The 17465-nt window shown below is 70.5% G+C and carries 15 protein-coding genes and 3 tRNA genes; 8 read left to right on the top strand and 10 right to left on the bottom strand.

The genetic code is table 11. From position 1 onward, the window contains the following. Positions 1-916: AraC family transcriptional regulator (locus LOY02_RS05410; protein ID WP_317181308.1), on the top strand; the 916-nt coding region annotated here is incomplete at its 5' end. A gap of 69 nt (positions 917-985) precedes the next feature. On the opposite strand, the gene LOY02_RS05405 is transcribed toward LOY02_RS05410, so the two are convergent. The 4 genes from LOY02_RS05405 to orn form a co-directional block, all read right to left on the bottom strand. Then, positions 986-1058: transfer RNA gene (locus tag LOY02_RS05405), tRNA-Lys, on the bottom strand. Between the two features lie 25 nt (positions 1059-1083). Beyond that, positions 1084-1470 (bottom strand): hypothetical protein, encoded by a 387-nt coding sequence (locus LOY02_RS05400; protein WP_317181307.1) that lies wholly within the window; start codon positions 1468-1470, stop codon positions 1084-1086. A gap of 128 nt (positions 1471-1598) precedes the next feature. Next, positions 1599-1674: transfer RNA gene (locus LOY02_RS05395), tRNA-His, on the bottom strand. A 75-nt stretch (positions 1675-1749) separates the two neighbouring features. Next, positions 1750-2379 carry an oligoribonuclease gene (gene orn, locus LOY02_RS05390; RefSeq protein WP_317181306.1) on the bottom strand — a complete coding sequence of 210 codons (630 nt, stop codon included), beginning with the start codon at positions 2377-2379 and terminating at the stop codon, positions 1750-1752. A gap of 50 nt (positions 2380-2429) precedes the next feature. Between orn and LOY02_RS05385 the strand changes: the two genes are divergently transcribed. After that, a complete protein-coding gene (locus LOY02_RS05385; RefSeq protein WP_317181305.1) occupies positions 2430-3608 on the top strand; it encodes a PrsW family intramembrane metalloprotease in 1179 nt (392 codons plus the stop codon). 27 nt (positions 3609-3635) lie between these two features. Here LOY02_RS05385 and LOY02_RS05380 read toward each other — a convergent pair whose 3' ends face one another. Together LOY02_RS05380 and LOY02_RS05375 are read right to left on the bottom strand one after the other, a co-directional pair. Further along, positions 3636-3842 (bottom strand): DUF1737 domain-containing protein, encoded by a 207-nt coding sequence (locus LOY02_RS05380; RefSeq protein ID WP_317181304.1) that lies wholly within the window; start codon positions 3840-3842, stop codon positions 3636-3638. A 61-nt stretch (positions 3843-3903) separates the two neighbouring features. Then, positions 3904-3976: transfer RNA gene (locus tag LOY02_RS05375), tRNA-Arg, on the bottom strand. Positions 3977-4118: 142 nt separating this feature from the next. On the opposite strand from LOY02_RS05375, the gene LOY02_RS05370 reads away from it, so the two are divergent. The 4 genes from LOY02_RS05370 to ettA all read left to right on the top strand — a co-directional run bounded on the left by LOY02_RS05370 (position 4119) and on the right by ettA (position 10175). Continuing rightward, positions 4119-5867, top strand: coding sequence for a dynamin family protein (locus LOY02_RS05370; RefSeq protein ID WP_317181303.1), 1749 nt, complete (start codon positions 4119-4121; stop codon positions 5865-5867). After that, entirely contained in the window at positions 5864-7573 is a 1710-nt protein-coding gene (locus LOY02_RS05365; RefSeq protein ID WP_317181302.1) for a dynamin family protein, read from the top strand. The genes LOY02_RS05370 and LOY02_RS05365 overlap by 4 nt, the downstream gene beginning before the upstream one ends. A 233-nt stretch (positions 7574-7806) precedes the next feature. Continuing rightward, entirely contained in the window at positions 7807-8409 is a 603-nt protein-coding gene (locus tag LOY02_RS05360) for a single-stranded DNA-binding protein (RefSeq protein WP_317181301.1), read from the top strand. Positions 8410-8492: 83 nt separating this feature from the next. Continuing rightward, entirely contained in the window at positions 8493-10175 is a 1683-nt protein-coding gene (gene ettA, locus LOY02_RS05355; protein WP_317181300.1) for an energy-dependent translational throttle protein EttA, read from the top strand. Here ettA and LOY02_RS05350 read toward each other — a convergent pair. Then, on the bottom strand, positions 10151-11275 hold the full coding sequence (locus tag LOY02_RS05350) for an NAD(P)-binding domain-containing protein (protein WP_317181299.1): 1125 nt from the start codon (positions 11273-11275) through the stop codon (positions 10151-10153). The genes ettA and LOY02_RS05350 overlap by 25 nt on opposite strands. Before the next feature lie 84 nt (positions 11276-11359). Here LOY02_RS05350 and LOY02_RS05345 point away from each other — a divergent pair, with 84 nt between their 5' ends. Then, complete coding sequence (locus LOY02_RS05345) at positions 11360-12073, top strand: GNAT family N-acetyltransferase (protein ID WP_317181298.1); 714 nt, start codon at positions 11360-11362, stop codon at positions 12071-12073. On the opposite strand, the gene LOY02_RS05340 is transcribed toward LOY02_RS05345, so the two are convergent. The 3 genes from LOY02_RS05340 to LOY02_RS05330 form a co-directional block, all read right to left on the bottom strand. Continuing rightward, complete coding sequence (locus tag LOY02_RS05340; protein ID WP_317181297.1) at positions 12046-13440, bottom strand: adenylate/guanylate cyclase domain-containing protein; 1395 nt, start codon at positions 13438-13440, stop codon at positions 12046-12048. The genes LOY02_RS05345 and LOY02_RS05340 overlap by 28 nt on opposite strands. Then, positions 13433-15160: an FAD-dependent oxidoreductase gene (locus tag LOY02_RS05335; protein WP_317181296.1), complete on the bottom strand. Its 1728-nt coding sequence runs from the start codon at positions 15158-15160 to the stop codon at positions 13433-13435. The genes LOY02_RS05340 and LOY02_RS05335 overlap by 8 nt, the downstream gene beginning before the upstream one ends. Before the next feature lie 121 nt (positions 15161-15281). After that, a complete protein-coding gene (locus tag LOY02_RS05330) occupies positions 15282-16715 on the bottom strand; it encodes a PLP-dependent aminotransferase family protein (RefSeq protein WP_317181295.1) in 1434 nt (477 codons plus the stop codon). Positions 16716-16776: 61 nt separating this feature from the next. Here LOY02_RS05330 and LOY02_RS05325 point away from each other — a divergent pair, with 61 nt between their 5' ends. Further along, positions 16777-17460 (top strand): hypothetical protein, encoded by a 684-nt coding sequence (locus LOY02_RS05325; protein ID WP_317181294.1) that lies wholly within the window; start codon positions 16777-16779, stop codon positions 17458-17460. Positions 17461-17465 lie beyond the last annotated feature (5 nt).

Below are 17465 nucleotides of genomic sequence, written 5' to 3'. Positions count from 1 at the left end.
GTCCGGGTCAGCCGCGACATCGCCGGGGTCGGCACCGACCTCGACCGGCGCGGGCATCCTGCGTCCCGAGCTCCTGACGTCCTACACGACACTCGCCCGCCACGCCTGCCATCCGGACCTCGGCCGCCACGTCGAGAACTACTGGTCGCTGCGCTGGGACCTCCCCCGGGGGACGTCCTTCGAGAGCCAGACCCTGCCGCACCCGGCCTGCACGCTCAGCGTCGAGCGGGGTCACACGAGGGCGGGGATCGGGCACGACCCGGTCGTCCTCACGGGCGTGGTGACCCGTCGCTTCGACGTGACCGTCGCGGGGCGAGGCTGGGTCTGCGCCGCGAAGTTCCGGCCGGGTGGACTTGCCGCACTGACCGGCCGCGGGGTCGGTCCACTCCGCGACCGTGTGGTCTCCGCGGCGCCGGTCCTGCCCCGCGGAGTCGTGGCAGCTCTCGAGGACCTCGATGCGAGCGTGTCGCTCGACGACTGCATCCGGGTCATGGACGAGGCCCTGCTCGACCTGGGATCCCGGGAGGATCCGCGCTACGACCTGGTCCTCGCGATCATCGCCGACATGCTCGACGACCGCACCCTCGTGCGGGTCGCGCAGCTCGAGGAGCGCCACGGGACGACCGTGCGGACCATCCAGCGGCTCTTCGACCACTACGTCGGGGTGGGACCGAAGTGGGTCCTGGCCCGCTACCGCATGCACGATGCCGTGAGCGACCTCGATGCCGGCTACGACGGTCGGCTCGCCGACCTCGCTGTGTCGCTCGGGTGGTACGACGAGGCGCACTTCATCCGCGACTTCGTCGCCCTCGTCGGTCAGACGCCCGGGCAGTACCGGGCCAGGCGCGCCAGTCGCGCTGCAGCCGACGACGCGGCTGACGGTGCGGCTGACGAGGCGGGGACGCTCGGGTCCTGACGGCATCGAGGGTGGCGGGACCCGAACGCGAAAAGGCCCCCCGCACGGACGGAGGGCCTCCTCGAGAAGTGCGCCGCCAGGGACTCGAACCCCGAACCCAGTGATTAAGAGTCACTTGCTCTGCCAATTGAGCTAGCGGCGCAACGAGGGGCAACATTAGCAGGGGGTCAGGGACCCGACAAAATCGTCTCGGACCCTCTGAGGGCCTCCTGTTCCCGGCGCTCCCGGCGCCTTCCGCGCAGCAGGAGGAGCACCCCTCCGAGCATGAAGACGATGAACGCGATGAGGCCTCCGATGTGCTCCTCGTCGGTCACCTGGGTGGACGTTCCCTGCGGCGTCTCCGTGACGGGTCTGGGGTCATCCGTGCCGATGATGCCCGGAACGCCGGGGTTGCTCGTCCGCTCCTCGCCGACGAGGGCGGGGGCGCCGGGACCGGCCTTCTCGACGGGTGCGGCGAGCGCGGCGCCGACCAGTGACAGCGCGAGGCTCGCGACGACGAGGCCCACGATGACCCCGACCACGATCCGTTGGACTCGTCTCTTCCCCCACAGCACGCGCCCATTGTCACCCATCGACGGCGGGGATGCGGGCAGGCCCGAATGGGCGGCCGCTGAGCGAGCCCAGCGGCATACGGCCCCACATGGGAGGATCCCCGCACGTCAGGTCACGTGCGGGGATCACCTGGGGTGAGTGACGGGACTTGAACCCGCGACCACCTGGACCACAACCAGGTGCTCTACCAGCTGAGCTACACCCACCATGTCGCTTCAGACAGCGACGCCAATCGTACAGGTTCCGAAGGGGTGCTCGTGACACCCCCTCGGCCCCCCACTTCAGGGCTCGATGACGTGGGCCTCCGCGAGAGCCTTGGCCGTGGCGCTGTCCGGCCCCGGCTGGGGCACGAAGACGGCCTCGCGGTAGTACCGCAGCTCCGCGATCGACTCCTTGATGTCGGCGAGCGCCCGATGCCCACCGGCCTTCTTCGGCGCGTTGAAGTACACGCGCGGGTACCAGCGCCGGGACAGCTCCTTGATCGAGGACACGTCGATGATCCGGTAGTGCAGGTGGGCCTCGAGGTCGGGCATGTCCCTCGCGAGGAAGGCTCGGTCGGTCGCGACACTGTTGCCGCCGAGCGGTGCCTTGCGCGCCTCGGGGACATGGGCGCGGACGTAGTCGAGGACCCGCTCCTGCGCCTCCTCCAGGGTCACCCCGTGGCCGAGCTCCTCGAGCAGGCCCGACGTCGTGTGCATGTCGCGCACGAAGTCGTCCATCTGCTCGAGGGCCGCCGCCGGCGGCGTGATGACGAGGTCGATGCCATCGCCGAGGACGGTGAGCTCGAAGTCGGTGACCAGGGCCGCGACCTCGACCAGGGCGTCGGTCCGCAGTGACAGCCCCGTCATCTCGCAGTCGATCCAGATGATGCGGTCGGCGAGGGCGCGGTGGTTCGTCGCATCGGTCGTCACCGGACCACCATAGAGGCGCGGACGGATCGGCTCTGCACTAGCCTGCCGTCATGACTTCAGGGGATCCCTCAGCAGAGCTGGAGCGGCTGGAGACCGAGGAGTGGAGCCGGGAGCCGAACCCCACGCGACGTCCGATGCTCCGGCGCACCCTCACGTTCGGCGTCGCCGGGGTGCTCCTGCTGGTCTCCCTGCTCATCCTGCTGGGCATCATCGGTGACCAGCTCGAGGCGCAGGTCGCCGTCCTGGCCACGCTCATGGCGCTCATCCCGCTGCTCATCATCGTGCCGACCTACCTCTGGCTCGACCGCTACGAGGCCGAACCCAACCGCTACCTCGTCGCAGCCTTCCTCTGGGGCGCCCTCATCGCCGTCGTCGGCGCGTTCTGGCTCAACACCCTCGGGCTCGCCCTGCTCGTCGACTCGCAGTGGAGCGACCCCTTCGAGACGGGCGCCGTGTACCTCGCCCCGGTCACCGAGGAGACTCTCAAGGGCCTCGGCATCTTCCTCGTCTACCTCTTCCGGCGGCACGAGTTCGACGGGATCATCGACGGGATCGTCTATGCCGGCCTGATCGGTGCGGGCTTCGCCTTCAGCGAGAACATCCTCTATCTCGGACAGGCCTACACCGAGATGGGCAACGAGGGCCTCACGGCGACGTTCATCGTGCGCGGCCTCATGGGCCCCTTCGGCCACCCGCTGTTCACGTCGCTCATCGGCATCGGCATCGGCATCGCGGTCTCGACGCGGAGACCGGCCGCGAGGGTTCTCGCCATCCTCGGGGGCTGGGTGTCGGCGGTTCTCCTGCACGCAGCCTGGAACCTCGCGGCCATCGCTGGAGTCGAGGGCTTCCTCAGCGCCTACATCACTTACCAGGTTCCGCTCTTCCTCGCCTTCATCGGATTCCTCGTCTGGCTGCGTCGACGTGAGGGACGGCTCATCGGGCAGTACCTCTCCGCGTACGCCGATGCCGGCTGGCTCACGCATGCGGAGGTGAGCATGCTCTCGCACGTGACCAGCCGACGGGCGGCTCGCACCTGGGCGAAAGAGCGCGGAGGTGTCGCCGCGCAACGGTCCATGGACGCCTTCCAGGACAGTGCGAGTGACCTGGCGCTGCTCCGCTCCCGGCTCGTCCACGGCACCGCCGAGGGCGACGCCGCGGCGCGCGAGATGGTGCTCCTCGAGGCGATCACGGCGCACCGCAAGGACTTCATCGGCACCCCGGTCGCCTGACAGGGACCGATACCGCTGTGTCGCCGCCTATTCCGGTGCAGCCATGAGCGGCGGGAGGGTCTCGCTCGGCCAGATCAGTGCCTGAGCAACGATGACATTGTCACCGTTGAACGTCACTGCCGGACCGCCGTGCAGCTCGTAGCCCAGCTCGAGGGCCTCGCTGACCCGATAGCAGAACGCTGAGTCGTCGGGGCCGGTCAGGACGCGATAGCGAGGCAGGCGCTCGTGCGGCATGGGCACAGCGTAGAGGTCCGTCCGGTGGGCTCGGACGTTGGCTGGGCTTCGAAACGAAGAGCGCCCCCGGCAGGACTCGAACCTGCGACCAAGAGATTAGAAGGCTCTTGCTCTATCCGCTGAGCTACAGGGGCACGCCCGGGTCGGGCGCACTTATGATAGGCCCGAGCACGTCCTGTCTCCCCGCCACCCACTCCCTCAGGCGGTCGAGCGCGGGCGAGCCCAGCGGCATACGGCCTGCGTGTCCCTCCACCACTGCAACCCACAGCAACACTGATGAGTTTGGATTGGTCCGAGGGCACACGAGAGGATGAGCGCGTGTCAGGTTCAGGGGATGACAGCTCACGGCTGCTCGCAGCAGTGACGCGGCTTCGCGATGCCGTCGACGCGTCATCCCTGCCGATCGACCTGCCCGGCGTCGACGCTGTCCGCGCCATGCGCTCGCAACTGCTCGCCCAGCTCGACGACTACGTCATCCCCCGACTCACCTCTCTCGACGCGCCGCTGCTCGCCGTGGTGGGCGGATCGACCGGAGCCGGCAAGTCGACCCTCGTGAACTCCGTCGTCGGACGCGAGGTCTCGCTTCCCGGAGTCCTGCGACCCACGACCAGGTCACCGGTCCTCATCCATCACCCGGACGACGCGCGCTGGTTCGCCGACCAGCGGATCCTCCCGGGGCTGGCGCGCATCACCGGCAAGCACTCGGCGTCGGACGGCCCCGGGGCTGTCCGCCTCGTGGAGACCGATGCCGTCGCACCCGGGCTCGCGATGCTCGACGCACCCGACATCGACAGCGTCGTCTCCGCGAACCGGGATCTGGCCGCGCAGCTGCTCGCCGCCGCCGACCTCTGGATCTTCGTGACCACGGCAGCGCGCTACGCCGACGCCGTCCCCTGGGAGCTGTTGCGGCAGGCGTCGGAGCGGGGGACTTCTGTCGCGGTCGTGCTCGACCGGGTGCCGCCCGAGAGCCTCGAGGAGATCAGGGTTCACCTTGCGGGGATGCTGCGCGAGCAGCGGCTGGAGCAGGCGCCGATCTTCACCGTCCTCGAGTCGCACCTGGACGACGGGCTGCTGCCGGCCACGCAGACGCAGCGCCTGCGCGACTGGCTGGGTGCCCTCGCGAGCGACGCCCAGGCGCGTGCAGAGGTCGTGCGACAGACCCTCACCGGGGCGTTGGCGTCGCTCGACGAGCGGACCGCCGCGCTCGCCAGCGCCTCCACGGACCAGGTCGAGGCCGCGGATGAGCTCGTGGGTGCCGCCCGAGCCGCCTACGACGACGGCCTGACGAACGTCAAGGAGGGCATGCTCGACGGCACCCTGCTGCGCGGCGAGGTGCTGGCACGGTGGCAGGAGTTCGTCGGGACGGGCGAGTTCTTCCGCCAGGTCGAGTCGACCGTGTCCCGCATCCGAGACCGGTTCACCTCGTTCGTCAAGGGGGAGCCCGCGCGGGCCGAGCACCTCGGTGAGGCCCTCCAGACCGGGGTGGAGGCCCTCATCGCCAACCGTGCCGAGCTGGCCGCAACCACGACGGCACGCACCTGGCGGAGCCTGGCGGGCGGTGACCAGCTCCTCAGCAGCACAGACGGACTCATGCGATCCAGTGGCGACGTCAACGCGCGGATCAGCCGACTCGTTCGTGACTGGCAGGGCGACATCCTCGAGATGGTTCGACATGAGGGACGCGACCGCCGCACGACCGCGCGGATCATGGCCTACGGCGTCAACGGCCTCGGTGTCGTGCTCATGCTCGTCACCTTCGCCTCCACGGCGGGGATCACCGGCGCCGAGGTCGGGATCGCCGGCGGGACCGCCGTGGTCGGTCAGAAGCTGCTCGAGGCCGTCTTCGGCGACCAGGCCGTGCGCGAGCTCGCCCGTCAGGCCCGTGCAAAGCTGCTCGATCGCGTCCGCGAGCTCTATGACGCCGAGCGTGCCCGCTACGAGGCCGTCGTCGGCGAGCTCGGCGTGAGGGCGGGCCAGGCCAAGGAGCTCGAGAACGCTGCCGCGGAGGTGAGGTCCGCCCGATGAGCCCGATCAGGAAGGGCAAGGCGAAGGTCAGGGCCGTTACCGCCGCCGAGCTCGGGGACCGCACGACGTCGCTGTCGCTCGCCCTCGTGTCCGGCGCCGAGGACCTCGACGCGGCCGTGGTGGAGCAGGCGCGACGCGTCCTCGACCGGGCCCACGAGCGGTCCGCGATCGCCGGGGACCACACCGTTGTCGCACTGGCCGGGGCCACGGGCAGTGGAAAGTCCTCTCTCTTCAACGCGCTCATCGGCGAGGACGTCGCCGAGATCGGCGCGCGGCGTCCGACGACCGCCAAGCCGACGGCGGCGGTCTGGGGTGACACCGACGCCTCCGAGCTGCTCGACTGGCTCCACGTGGACGCCCGGCACATCGTCGGCTCGGCAGAGGGACAGGACGAGGTCGGTGAGGTCGGCGAGAGTGCCGAGGACGTCGCGTCGGGCGGGCTCGACAGTCTCGTCCTGCTCGACCTTCCCGACTTCGACTCGCGCGAGCTCTCGCACCGGCGCGAGGCCGAGCGGATCCTCGAGCTCGTGGACATGTTCGTCTGGGTGACCGACCCGCAGAAGTACGCCGACGCGCGACTCCACGACGAGTTCGTCTCGCTCATGGCCCACCACGACGCCGTGACCCTGGCGGTGCTCAACCAGACCGACCGGCTCGGTGTGGACGCCGTCAAGGTGCTGACGAAGGACTTCACCAAGCTCCTCGAGGCGGACGGGATCCACCGCGCGACAGTTCTCGCGACGTCTGCCGTCTCCGGGACAGGCATCCCCGAGCTTCGTCAACGACTCGCGAATGCCGTTGCCGGACACGCCGCTTCGCGCCAGCGCCTCAATGCCGATGTGATCGCCTCAGCACGCAGGCTGCGCCAGGGGGTCGCCGACCGAGAGGTCGAGGTCGGTGAGCTGGACCGCCGTCAGCTGGACGAGTCGCTCGCTCGCGCGGCCGGTGTGCCGATCGTCCTCGACGCCGTCGCGCGCGACTACCGACGAGAGGCGTTCGCCCACACGGGATGGCTCTACGCAAGGTGGACGCGGGGGTTCGCGGCAGATCCGTTGCGTCGCCTCCGGCTCGACCGCACCGGCGGTAGGCCACCCATCCGCGTCGACATCGAGGGCTCCGACGTCCGCGCCGTGCTCGGCCGGTCCTCCATCCCGGCGCCGAGTGCCTCATCCGTGGCCGGCGTCGACCTCGCCACCCGGGACTTCGTCCGCGAGGCGTCGGCGGGTCTGCCCGTCAGGTGGGCCCAGGCGGTCGAGGAGGCCGTGGACCAGGGGGATGGTGCGTTGACCGACGCCCTCGACCAGGCCATCGTCGGCACCTCCCTGAGGGCTCGCCGCCCCATCTGGTGGTTCGTCGTCAACGTCCTCCAGTGGGTTCTCGGGATCGTCGCGGCGCTGGGCCTGCTCTGGATGGCCGCACTCTGGGTGGTCGGCCTGGCCCAGATCCCGGCACCCGAGACGCCGTCGATCGGGATCCTGCCGGTGCCGCTCGTCATGCTCGTCGGCGGGATTCTGCTGGGGCTGCTTCTCGGGGCAGTCTCCCGGTGGTGGGCGCAGATCGGGGCCCGTCGCCGCAAGGCCCTCATCGCCAAGCGCCTCACCGCCGCCGTGGCCGAGGTTGCCGACAAGCGAATCCTCGGCCCGATCGACGAGGTGCTGGCTCGGCACCACGAGACGCGCGAGCACCTCGATCGCGCGGCGGGCTGACACCGCAGGCGAGCGACTGCGCGACCGAGTGGTCAGTGGCCGAGCGGCCGAGTGGCCGAGTGACCGGGCGATCGGGTGATGTCCGCGACTTCCACATCCCCTGGCGGCCGGGGCTCCGTCGTCCACAGCCGGGTGGTGGGGACCCGCCAGCTCGCGTCGGCTGGGGCACGGTGGTCGGGAGCGGCAGGTAGCCGCATCCCACGATCCGCCGCACGCGGCGGGAGGAGGTCAGCATGAACGAGACCCGCGTCACCGTCCACGGCAACGTCGTGGGCGAGCCCGTCGAACGCAGCGGCCGCAACGGCAGCGTGTTCACCACGTTCCGCGTCGGGACGACGCCCTACCGCAAGACTGCGGAGGGCAGGTACCTCGACGGGGAGACGAGCTTCTACAGCGTCATCGCGTTCAACGCCCTGGCCGCCAATGCGGCGTCCTCGCTCAAGAAGGGTCAGCCGGTGATCGTCGAGGGCAACCTGTCGAACCGGTCCTACGTCGGCAGCGACGGGGTCACCCGCAACTCGCCCGAGATCGAGGCCGACCACATCGGCCACGACCTGAGGTGGGGGCGTGCGTCGTTCCTGCGGATGAGCAAGGCTGCCGCCCTTGGTCTCGATCGTGCTGCAGACCCGGACGTCCGCGATGCCGTGGCAGCGCAGCTGAGCGAGTCGGCCGACCTCACCGCGAGCCGTCCCGCCCACGTCGACGCAGACGGGGTGGTGCACGACGGGCCGGTCCCGGAGCCGGTCCCCGGAGAGGTCCCCGGCGAGACCCCCGACGAGGTCCTCGTCGGCGACCCGGGCCGCGACGACTACACGGTCGAGGAGCCGGCTGCGTGAGGTCCGGATGATGCCCGCCGCGGGCTGTTCACCCGCGGCGGGCGGATTCGGTGACACGGCCGATCGCAGATAGCCTTCTGCGCATGGCCGAGTACATCTACACCATGACCCGGGCGCGCAAGGCCCACAACGAGAAGGTCATCCTCGATGACGTCTCGATGTCGTTCTACCCGGGCGCGAAGATCGGCATGGTGGGGCCCAACGGCGCAGGCAAGTCGACGATCCTCAAGATCATGGCCGGACTCGACCAGCCCTCCAACGGCGAGGCGCGCCTCGCCCCCGGCGCCACGGTGGGCATCCTGCTCCAGGAGCCCCCGCTCAACGAGGAGAAGACGGTCCTCGGCAACGTCGAGGAGGGTGCCGGGGAGATCAAGGCCAAGCTCGACCGCTACAACGAGATCAGCGCCGAGATGGCCGACCCCGACGCCGACTACGACGCCCTCCTCGAGGAGATGGGCAAGCTCCAGGAGGAGATCGACCACGCCGACGCGTGGGACCTCGACAGCCAGCTCGAGCAGGCGATGGACGCGCTTCGCTGCCCGCCCCCGGACTCTCCGGTCACGACCCTCTCCGGCGGTGAGCGCCGCCGCGTCGCCCTCTGCAAGCTGCTCCTCCAGAAGCCCGACCTCCTGCTCCTCGACGAGCCCACCAACCACCTCGACGCCGAGTCGGTTCAGTGGCTCGAGCAGCACCTGGAGGCCTACCACGGTGCCGTCATCGCCGTCACCCACGACCGCTACTTCCTCGACAACGTCGCCCAGTGGATCGCCGAGGTCGACCGTGGCCGTCTCTACCCCTACGAGGGCAACTACTCGACGTACCTCGAGAAGAAGGCAGAGCGCCTCACGGTCCAGGGCAAGAAGGACCAGAAGCTGCAGAAGCGGCTCAAGCAGGAGCTCGAGTGGGTGCGCAGCAACGCGAAGGGGCGCCAGGCCAAGTCGAAGGCCCGTCTGGCCCGCTACGAGGAGATGGCGGCCGAGGCCGACCGCACCCGCAAGCTCGACTTCGAGGAGATCCAGATCCCGCCGGGCCCGCGCCTCGGCTCCACGGTGATCGAGGTCAAGAACCTCCGCAAGGGCTTCGGCGACCGGGTGCTCATCGACGGCCTGTCCTTCTCGTTGCCCCGCAACGGCATCGTCGGTGTCATCGGCCCGAACGGTGTCGGAAAGACGACCCTCTTCAAGACCATCGTGGGGCTCGAGGAGCCCGACGCGGGGGAGGTCAAGGTCGGTGAGACGGTCCAGATCTCGTACGTCGACCAGTCGCGATCCGGGCTCGACCCGAAGAAGACACTGTGGGAGGTCGTCTCCGACGGTCTCGACCACATCAAGGTCGGCCACGTCGAGATTCCCTCGCGGGCCTATGTCTCGCAGTTCGGCTTCAAGGGACCCGACCAGCAGAAGCCGACCGGGGTCCTCTCCGGCGGCGAGCGCAACCGCCTCAACCTCGCGTTGACGCTCAAGCAGGGCGGCAACCTGCTGCTGCTCGACGAGCCGACGAACGACCTCGACGTCGAGACCCTCGGGTCGCTCGAGAACGCCCTGCTCGAGTTCCCCGGCTGCGCCGTCGTCATCTCGCACGACCGCTGGTTCCTGGACCGCGTGTGTACCCACATCCTCGCGTACGAGGGTGACGAGGAGAACCCGGCCAAGTGGTACTGGTTCGAGGGGAACTTCCAGGCGTACGAGGCGAACAAGGTGGAGCGGCTCGGCCCCGAGGCGGCTCGTCCGCACCGGGTCACCTACCGCAAGCTGACCCGCGACTGAGCGGCCGCACCGGGGTCGTCGGCCAGCCACTTCACGAGTGACGCAACGGCCGCCCGTCCGGCACGATTCGCGCCGATCGTCGACGACGACGGGCCGTAGCCGACGAGGTGGACCCGAGGTTCGGCGGCGACCCCGGTGCCGTCCATGACGATGCCGCCGCCGGCCGTGCGCAGGTGCAGGGGGGCCAGGTGGTCGAGGGCGGCCCGGAACCCCGTGGCCCACAGGATGACGTCGCCCCGGACGACGGTGCCGTCAGCCCGCCGCACGCCGTCTGGCTCGATGGCGGTGAACATCGGCTGGCGCTCCAGGACGCCGCGTGCAGCGGCGGCGCGCAGTGCGGGGGTCCAGATGAGCCCGGTGACCGAGACGACACTCTGTGGCGGCAGGCCCTGACGCACCCGCTCCTCGACGCGCGCGACGGCGTCACGACCTGCCTCCGGCGTGAACTCGTCCTCGCGCCAGACCGGTTCGCGCCGGGTGAACCATGACGTGGTCGTCACGTGGGAGATCTCGTCCAGCAGCTGCACCGCCGAGATCCCGCCGCCGACGACGATGACGTGGAGGCCGCGGAACTCCTCGGCGGAGGCGTAGTCGGCCACGTGCAGCTGTCGTCCGCGGAACGACGCCTGCCCGGGGTAGAGCGGCCAGAAGGGCTTGGTCCACGTGCCGGTGGCGTTGATCAGACCCCTGGTTGCCCACGTCCCAGCGTTCGTCTCGACGTGCAGGCGCCCGCGGGGGTCGGTGTCCTCGCGGCGGACCGCCGTCACGCGCACCGGTCGCAGGATGTGCAGGTCGAGCGCCTCCTCGTAGTCTCCGAAGTAGCGGGTGAGGAAGTCCGAGCTCGGCTCGCACGGGTCGATGTCGGGCTGTGCCCTGCCGGGCAGGTCGCTGATCCCGTTCACGGTCGCCATCCGCAGCGACTGCCACCGGTGCCGCCACGCACCCCCGGGGCCGTCCTCGTTGTCCAGGACGACGTACTGCTCTCGCCCGTCGGTCTGCCCGGCTGGGCGGAAGCCGCGTCGGCGCAGGTGGTAGGCGGCGGAGAGGCCGGCCTGCCCGGCTCCGATGACGAGCACGTCGACTGGCTGCGGGGAAACCACGTCAGCAGTGTCTCAGTCTCGGTCCGTCACTTCCCGGTCGCCGCAAGCCTGCCGTTCGTCACGGCCCGACACCAGACTGGGGGGATGATCGACCTCACCATCACGCCGCTCACGGCGGACCGCTTCGAGGACCTCGTCGAGCTGTTCGGAACGCGCGGGGACCCGTCGTGGTGCTGGTGCCAGTACTTCCGGACGACGGGGCGCACCTACGAGCGGTCGGCGGAGCTCAACCAGCGCCAGCTCCTCTCGCAGGTGCGCGCGGCGACGTTGCCCGTCGGGCTCATCGCGTATGCCGCTGAGCCCGCTCCCGAGACGGGCCCTCCAGCCGGCGTGGTCGGCGCTCGTCGGTCCGGGGAGCAGGGGAGGCAGCCGAAACCTGTCGGCTGGGTGCAGCTCGGCCCCCGCCCCTCGTTCCCGAGGATCACCGAGAGCCGCACCATGCGCGCCGTGGCCGCTGCGTCGGACGACGACCTCGGTGACGAGTCCGTGTGGGCGATCACGTGCTTCGTCGTCAAGGTCGGGTGGCGCCGCCAGGGGATCTCGAGGGCGTTGCTCGCAGCCGCGATCGAGACGGCACGTGAGGAGCGGGCGACCGCCGTCGTCGGCCATCCCGTGGACGTGGCGGCACGCACGACCCGGGTCGGGGGGAGCGAGCTCTACCACGGGGTGGCCACGACGTTCGCCGCTGCAGGCTTCGACGTCGTCGGTCGAACGGGGGCGACCCGGCCGGTCATGAGGCTGGACCTGATCGATGTCGGGCCCGGGTCCGGTCAGCCGGGCAGCGCGACGAGCACGTAGGCCTGGACCGGCGCGTCCTTGCCCTTGAGCTCGAGTGGTCCGAGCGGCTCGGTCACCGCCCCGGGAAGCTGGGCCAGCGTCTCTGCGGTGATGGCGACCCGGCCGACCGGGGCCCGGCCCTCGATTCGTGACGCGATGTTGACCGCGTCGCCGATGACGGTGTGGGTGCGACCGCCCTCGCCACCGAGCACGCTGACGAGGACCTCGCCGGTGTTGATGCCGACGCGGAAGCGCGGCCATCCAGGGTGCTGGGTGGCGATCCGGCCGGTCTGCTCCTGCAGCTCGAGCCCGGCCAGGGCGGCCCGCCTCGCGTGGTCATCCTGGTCACCCAGCCGGTTGAAGGTGACCATCAGCGCGTCGCCGATGATGCGGTCGACCTGTCCACCGTGCTTCTTGGCCACTGCCGGAATGGCCACGGTGAAGTACTCGTTGAGCATCTCCGTCACCTCGGCAGGAGTGTGGGTCTCGGAGTAGCTCGTGAAGCCCTTGAGGTCGGCGAAGAGGATGGTCATGGTTCGGCGACCGGCGACGGTCTCCTCGTTGTAGAGCCCGGCGAAGCGTTCCTCGTGCCAGGACTGTTGGGCACCCCAGGCGACGAGCACGAAGGCGGCGAGCAGGAGCAGGTGCCACTCCCACCAGCTGTAGCGCCAGTTCGGCGCGACCGTCACGGCGACCATGGCTTCGGCCAGCAGCACGAGCGCTGCGACCATGGCTGCCGGAAGCAGTCCGCCGCGGCGAAGCCACAGCCGGAAGTAGGCGAGTGCCGCACCGACGTAGATCACCGTGGCCACGAGCGCGCCGACGAGCAGGACTCCACTCGCGCGTTCGGGTCCCACGCCCTCGTCGAAGGGCGGCAGACGCCAGAGCGAGAATGCGGCCCAGACCACCATGAACAGCACCAGGGCGAGCCGCAGCTGCCGTGCCCGACGCAGTGCCTGCGCAGTCCGATCGGGTGGAACGTCGAGGATGGACGCACCGGCAAAGAGCGACCCGATCACCATGCCGACGGGGGTGGAGATGTTGAAACCCGCGCTCGCCGAGGGAAGGAGAACGTGCGGCGTCGCGAGGGCGTGGAGTCCGAGGAAGCCGGCGGAGGAGAGGAAGGCCAGCGAGAGGTACATGACGCGGACGTCACCGCGACGCGCCGCCGCCGTCCCGGTGCCGTAGGCAGTGACGGCGCTGAGGACGGCGGCGGCAAGGACGAGCCAGAAGTGGGTCGGATCGTGTTGGTAGGTCGCATCCAGCTCCGGGTTCGTGCGCAGGACGATGAGACCGACGACCGGAATCGCGAGGACGAGGCCTCCGACGACCGGGCCGAGCCCGGTTCGCCGGGAGTGGCCGCCGGCCGCCGAGGCGATGTCAGCCATCGTCGGCTCGTCCCCCACCGGCCGGCGAGAGGGACAGGTAGTGGTGCACCTCGGACACGACGACGGAGCCTTCACCGACGGCCGAGGCGACCCGCTTCACGGAGCCGCTTCGGACGTCTCCCACTGCGAAGAGTCCGGGCACGCAGGTCTCGTGGGGCAGCGGCGGCCGGGCGAGGCTCCACAGGTTCTCGCCGGCCACGTCGGAACCGGTCACGACGAACCCCCACTCGTCGCGGAAGACCCCGTCCGGGAGCCACTCGGTGTGCGGCGCGGCGCCGATCATGACGAAGAGCCCGTCTGCGGGGAGGCTACGGTCCTCGCCGGTGCTCCGGTCCCTCACGGTGACCTGGCTCAGCCAGCCGTCGCCCCCGCCATCGACGACATCGGCGTTGGGCACCAGGGCGATGCGAGGGCTTGCGGTGATCTCGTCGATGAGGTACTGCGACATCGTCGCCGACAGGTCGGGGGTCCGCACGACGACGGTGACGTCAGCGGCATAGCGATGCAGGTGCAGCGCGGCCTGACCGGCCGAGTTGCCGCCGCCGACGATGACGACGTGGGCACCGGACAGGCCGTGGGCCTCAGAGACGTTCGCTCCGTAGAACACGCCCGAGCCGCTGAGCGCCTCGAGTGAGGGCACGCCGAGTCTGCGGTAGGCGACGCCCGTCGCGAGTACGACTGCCTTGGCGTTCACCGTGCCGGCTCCAGCGACCTCCACCCGGAAGCCGCTGCCCGGCGGGTCGTGCGGCGCCAGCCCGGTCACGGGTCTCGTGAGGACGAACCGCGCGCCGAAGACCCACGCTTGCTGGAACCCCCGCTGCGCGAGCTCGGCGCCGCTCAGACCCCTCGAGAAGCCGAGGTAGTTGCGGATCAGCGAGCTCGTCCCGGCCTGGCCGCCGAGTGCGTGCTCCTCGAGGCAGAGCACCGTGAGGCCCTCCGACGAGGCGTAGACCGATGCGGCGAGACCCGCAGGCCCGGCGCCGACGACGAGGACGTCGACCTCCCGGTCGGCTGGCTCGAGGCCGGTGCGGATGCCCCACGCCGTGCAGATCTCGGGGTCGGTCGGGTCCACGAGTACGCGTCCGCCCAAGGCAGCGAGCCACACGACGAGGGGACCGGCCGGGTCGTCGGGACCCGGGCCGTCGATGCGGCGCAGCACGTCCTCGGCCTCGGGCGTCCCACGGTCGAGGTAGGCATGGGGGATGCCGTTGCGACTCAAGAGGCTGCGCACCTCGTGCCCTCGGCGGTCGCGCAGCGGCCCGATGACGACGACCTCGCGCCGTCCGTCGATCACCGTGCGCGACCAGACCTGGACGAACTCGGCAACGGTCCGGTGGAACAGCTCGTCGGGGGACGTCCAGGGCTTGAGGACGTAGTAGTTGATCTCTCCGTGCGCCATGGCCTTGAGGATGACGTCGGCCGTGCGGCGGTCGGCCCAGGAACCCCACGGCACGAGGAGGGCACGGCCCGCATCGGGGTGCAGCGAGCGCACCATGCCGAGCAGCTCCGTTCCCGGCACGTCAGAGAGCCACGGGTCGGCAAGCACGAGAGCCACGGGCTCACCACGGCTCGCGGCGCGTTCGAGCGTCGCCAGGGCCGTGACGCCGTCCGACTCGCCGCGGACGCGGAAGTCGCTGCCGTACCGCCGCGAGAGCTCCTGCTCGATGCGCGACAGGCTCTCGGGGTCGGGGTCTACGGCCAGGAGGAGCGGTCGGGACATGTCGACTCCTGCGGGTGCGTGGAGGTGAGGTGGCCACGTCCCTGTCCTGGGCGGGCCACCACTCACCGACGACGGTACGCTTGGTGCCGCCGTCGCCACCGCGGTTTCGCGCAGTTCCGCGTCAGGCGATGAGGGGAGTTGCCGGCTCCCGGGTGGAACGACTACCGAGGGCGAGGCGCCATGCGTCTGCGAGGCGGCGGCCGACCTCGTCCGTCTCGTCCGCAGGCACGCTGAACGGGATCCGGACGAACCGGTCCATCCCCCCGTCGGTCCCGAACTGCGTCCCGCGAGCCAGACGCACGCCTGCCGACTCGGCAACGCGGGAGAGCGCGTCCCCGCGGTCGACCGGTAGCTCGCACCACAGGTTGAGCCCTCCCGGCGGCACCGCAAAGCTCCACTCGGGAACGTGGGTCCGCAGGGCCGCCATCATCGCGTCGCGCCGCCTGCGGGCCTCAGCGCGCCGCTCCTCGAGGAGCTCCGGGCCGGCCCGGAGAAGCTCCGTGAGCACGAGCTGCTCGAGGACGGCGGTGCCGAGGTCCAGGCTGTGGCGGGCCTCGAGAATGGGAGCCACCAGTGGGTGGGGCGCGCGTACCCAGCCCACGCGGAGGCCGCCCCAGAACGCCTTGCCCGTGCTCCCGAGCGTCACGGCCGCCGGCGACGACGCGGCGAACGGGCCGGGAGGTGAGACGTCGAGCCCGAGCTCGACGAAGGTCTCGTCGATGATCGGCGTGACCCGTGTCCGGCGCAGGACCTCGGACACCTGGACGCGCTCGTCGCCGGACATGAGGCGACCGGTGGGGTTCTGGAAGTCGGGGACGAGATAGGCCATGCGGGCCCCGCCCTGCCGGAGGGCGAGCTCGAGACGCCCGGGATCCCAGCCAAGAGGGTCGATGGGAAAGGGGACCGGCCGAAGTCCGGAGCGCCGCACGCCGACGATGGCGTTGGGATAGGTGGGGGTCTCGAGGAGCACGCGGTCACCGGGGTCGAGGGCGGCGCGGAGGACCGCGGACAGGGCTGCGTGGGCACCGCTCGTGATGAGGACGTCGCCCGGATCGGTCGGCAGGCCCCGGCTCTCGTACCAGTCGGCCAGAGCCTGCCTCAGCTCAGGCAGCCCGCGGGGGTGGTAGCCGGCCGTCGACAGGTGCCGCGGGAGATGCTCCAGGGCACGCTCGTAGGCGCCGGTGAGGCCCGCGGCTGCGGGCAGCACCGCATAGGTGAGGTCGATGACATCAGGTGGCACGTCGGTCGGCACCAGGCCCGCCCCGGAGAGGGCGAGGCCCGAACCGTCCTCGGGCAGCGCAGCGACGCTGCCGGAGCCACGGCGAGTCACGATGAAGCCCTCCTCGCGGAGCACGTCCAGCGCGCCCACGACGGTCGTTCGGCTCAGCCCGAGCTCGGACATCAGCGCCCGCTCACTCGGCAGCCGGGTCCCGACGAGGATGCGGCCGTCCGAGACGAGCCGACGCATGGCCGCGGCGAGGCTGCGGTAGGCGGGCCGGGTTAGTGGCTCGGGCCCGAGGAGCTGGGCCACGGTGCGGGCGGAGACGGTACGCATGGAGTCCAGTGTGTCAGGATTGGACGTGGAAAGTGAGTCCACTTGCGGGGATCGTGGAGCCATGCGTCGCTCCGTGCCCCTCCTCAACCTCTCGCCACGGGAGCAGCTGCGCGCTGGCCGACTTCCGCGCCGCGTGGTCCAGCTGTTCGTCGGGCTCACGCTCTATGGAGTGTCGATGGCGATGATGCTCCGGGCCGCTCTCGGACTGGATCCGTGGGACGTCTTCCACGCCGGCGTCACCCTGCGCGTACCGATGACCTTCGGTCAGGTCACCATCGTCGTCGGGGCGCTCGTGCTGCTCCTCTGGGTCCCGCTGCGGCAGTGGCCCGGTCTGGGCACGATCTCCAACGTCGTCGTCATCGGGTTGGCAGCAGACGCGGGGCTGGCGCTCATCGCCACCCCGTCCGGACTGGCTCCCCAGCTCGCCCTGCTCGTCAGTGGGCTGGTCCTCAACGGGCTCGCCGGCGGACTCTACATCGGCAGCCAGCTCGGCCCCGGTCCACGAGACGGGCTGATGACAGGGCTGTCCCACCGCACCGGGCTGAGCATTCGGCTCGTCCGCACCGGGCTCGAGGTCACGGTTCTCGGCGTCGGCTGGCTCCTCGGCGGGCCGATCGGGCTCGGAACCGTCCTGTATGCGATCGCCATCGGCCCCCTCGTCCAGTTCTTCCTGCCCAGGGTGACCGTCGCCCTCGAGGTCCCGGCGGGGTCGCAGGCGCTGAGGACGGCGTCCTCGCTGGCCTGACGCCC

It is taken from the genome of Intrasporangium sp. (assembly GCF_032907665.1).
In the GTDB taxonomy this organism is placed as follows: Bacteria; Actinomycetota; Actinomycetes; order Actinomycetales; family Dermatophilaceae; genus Intrasporangium.
The sequence above is the reverse complement of the archived record's forward strand: the minus strand, read 5'-3'. Positions and strand labels throughout refer to the sequence as shown.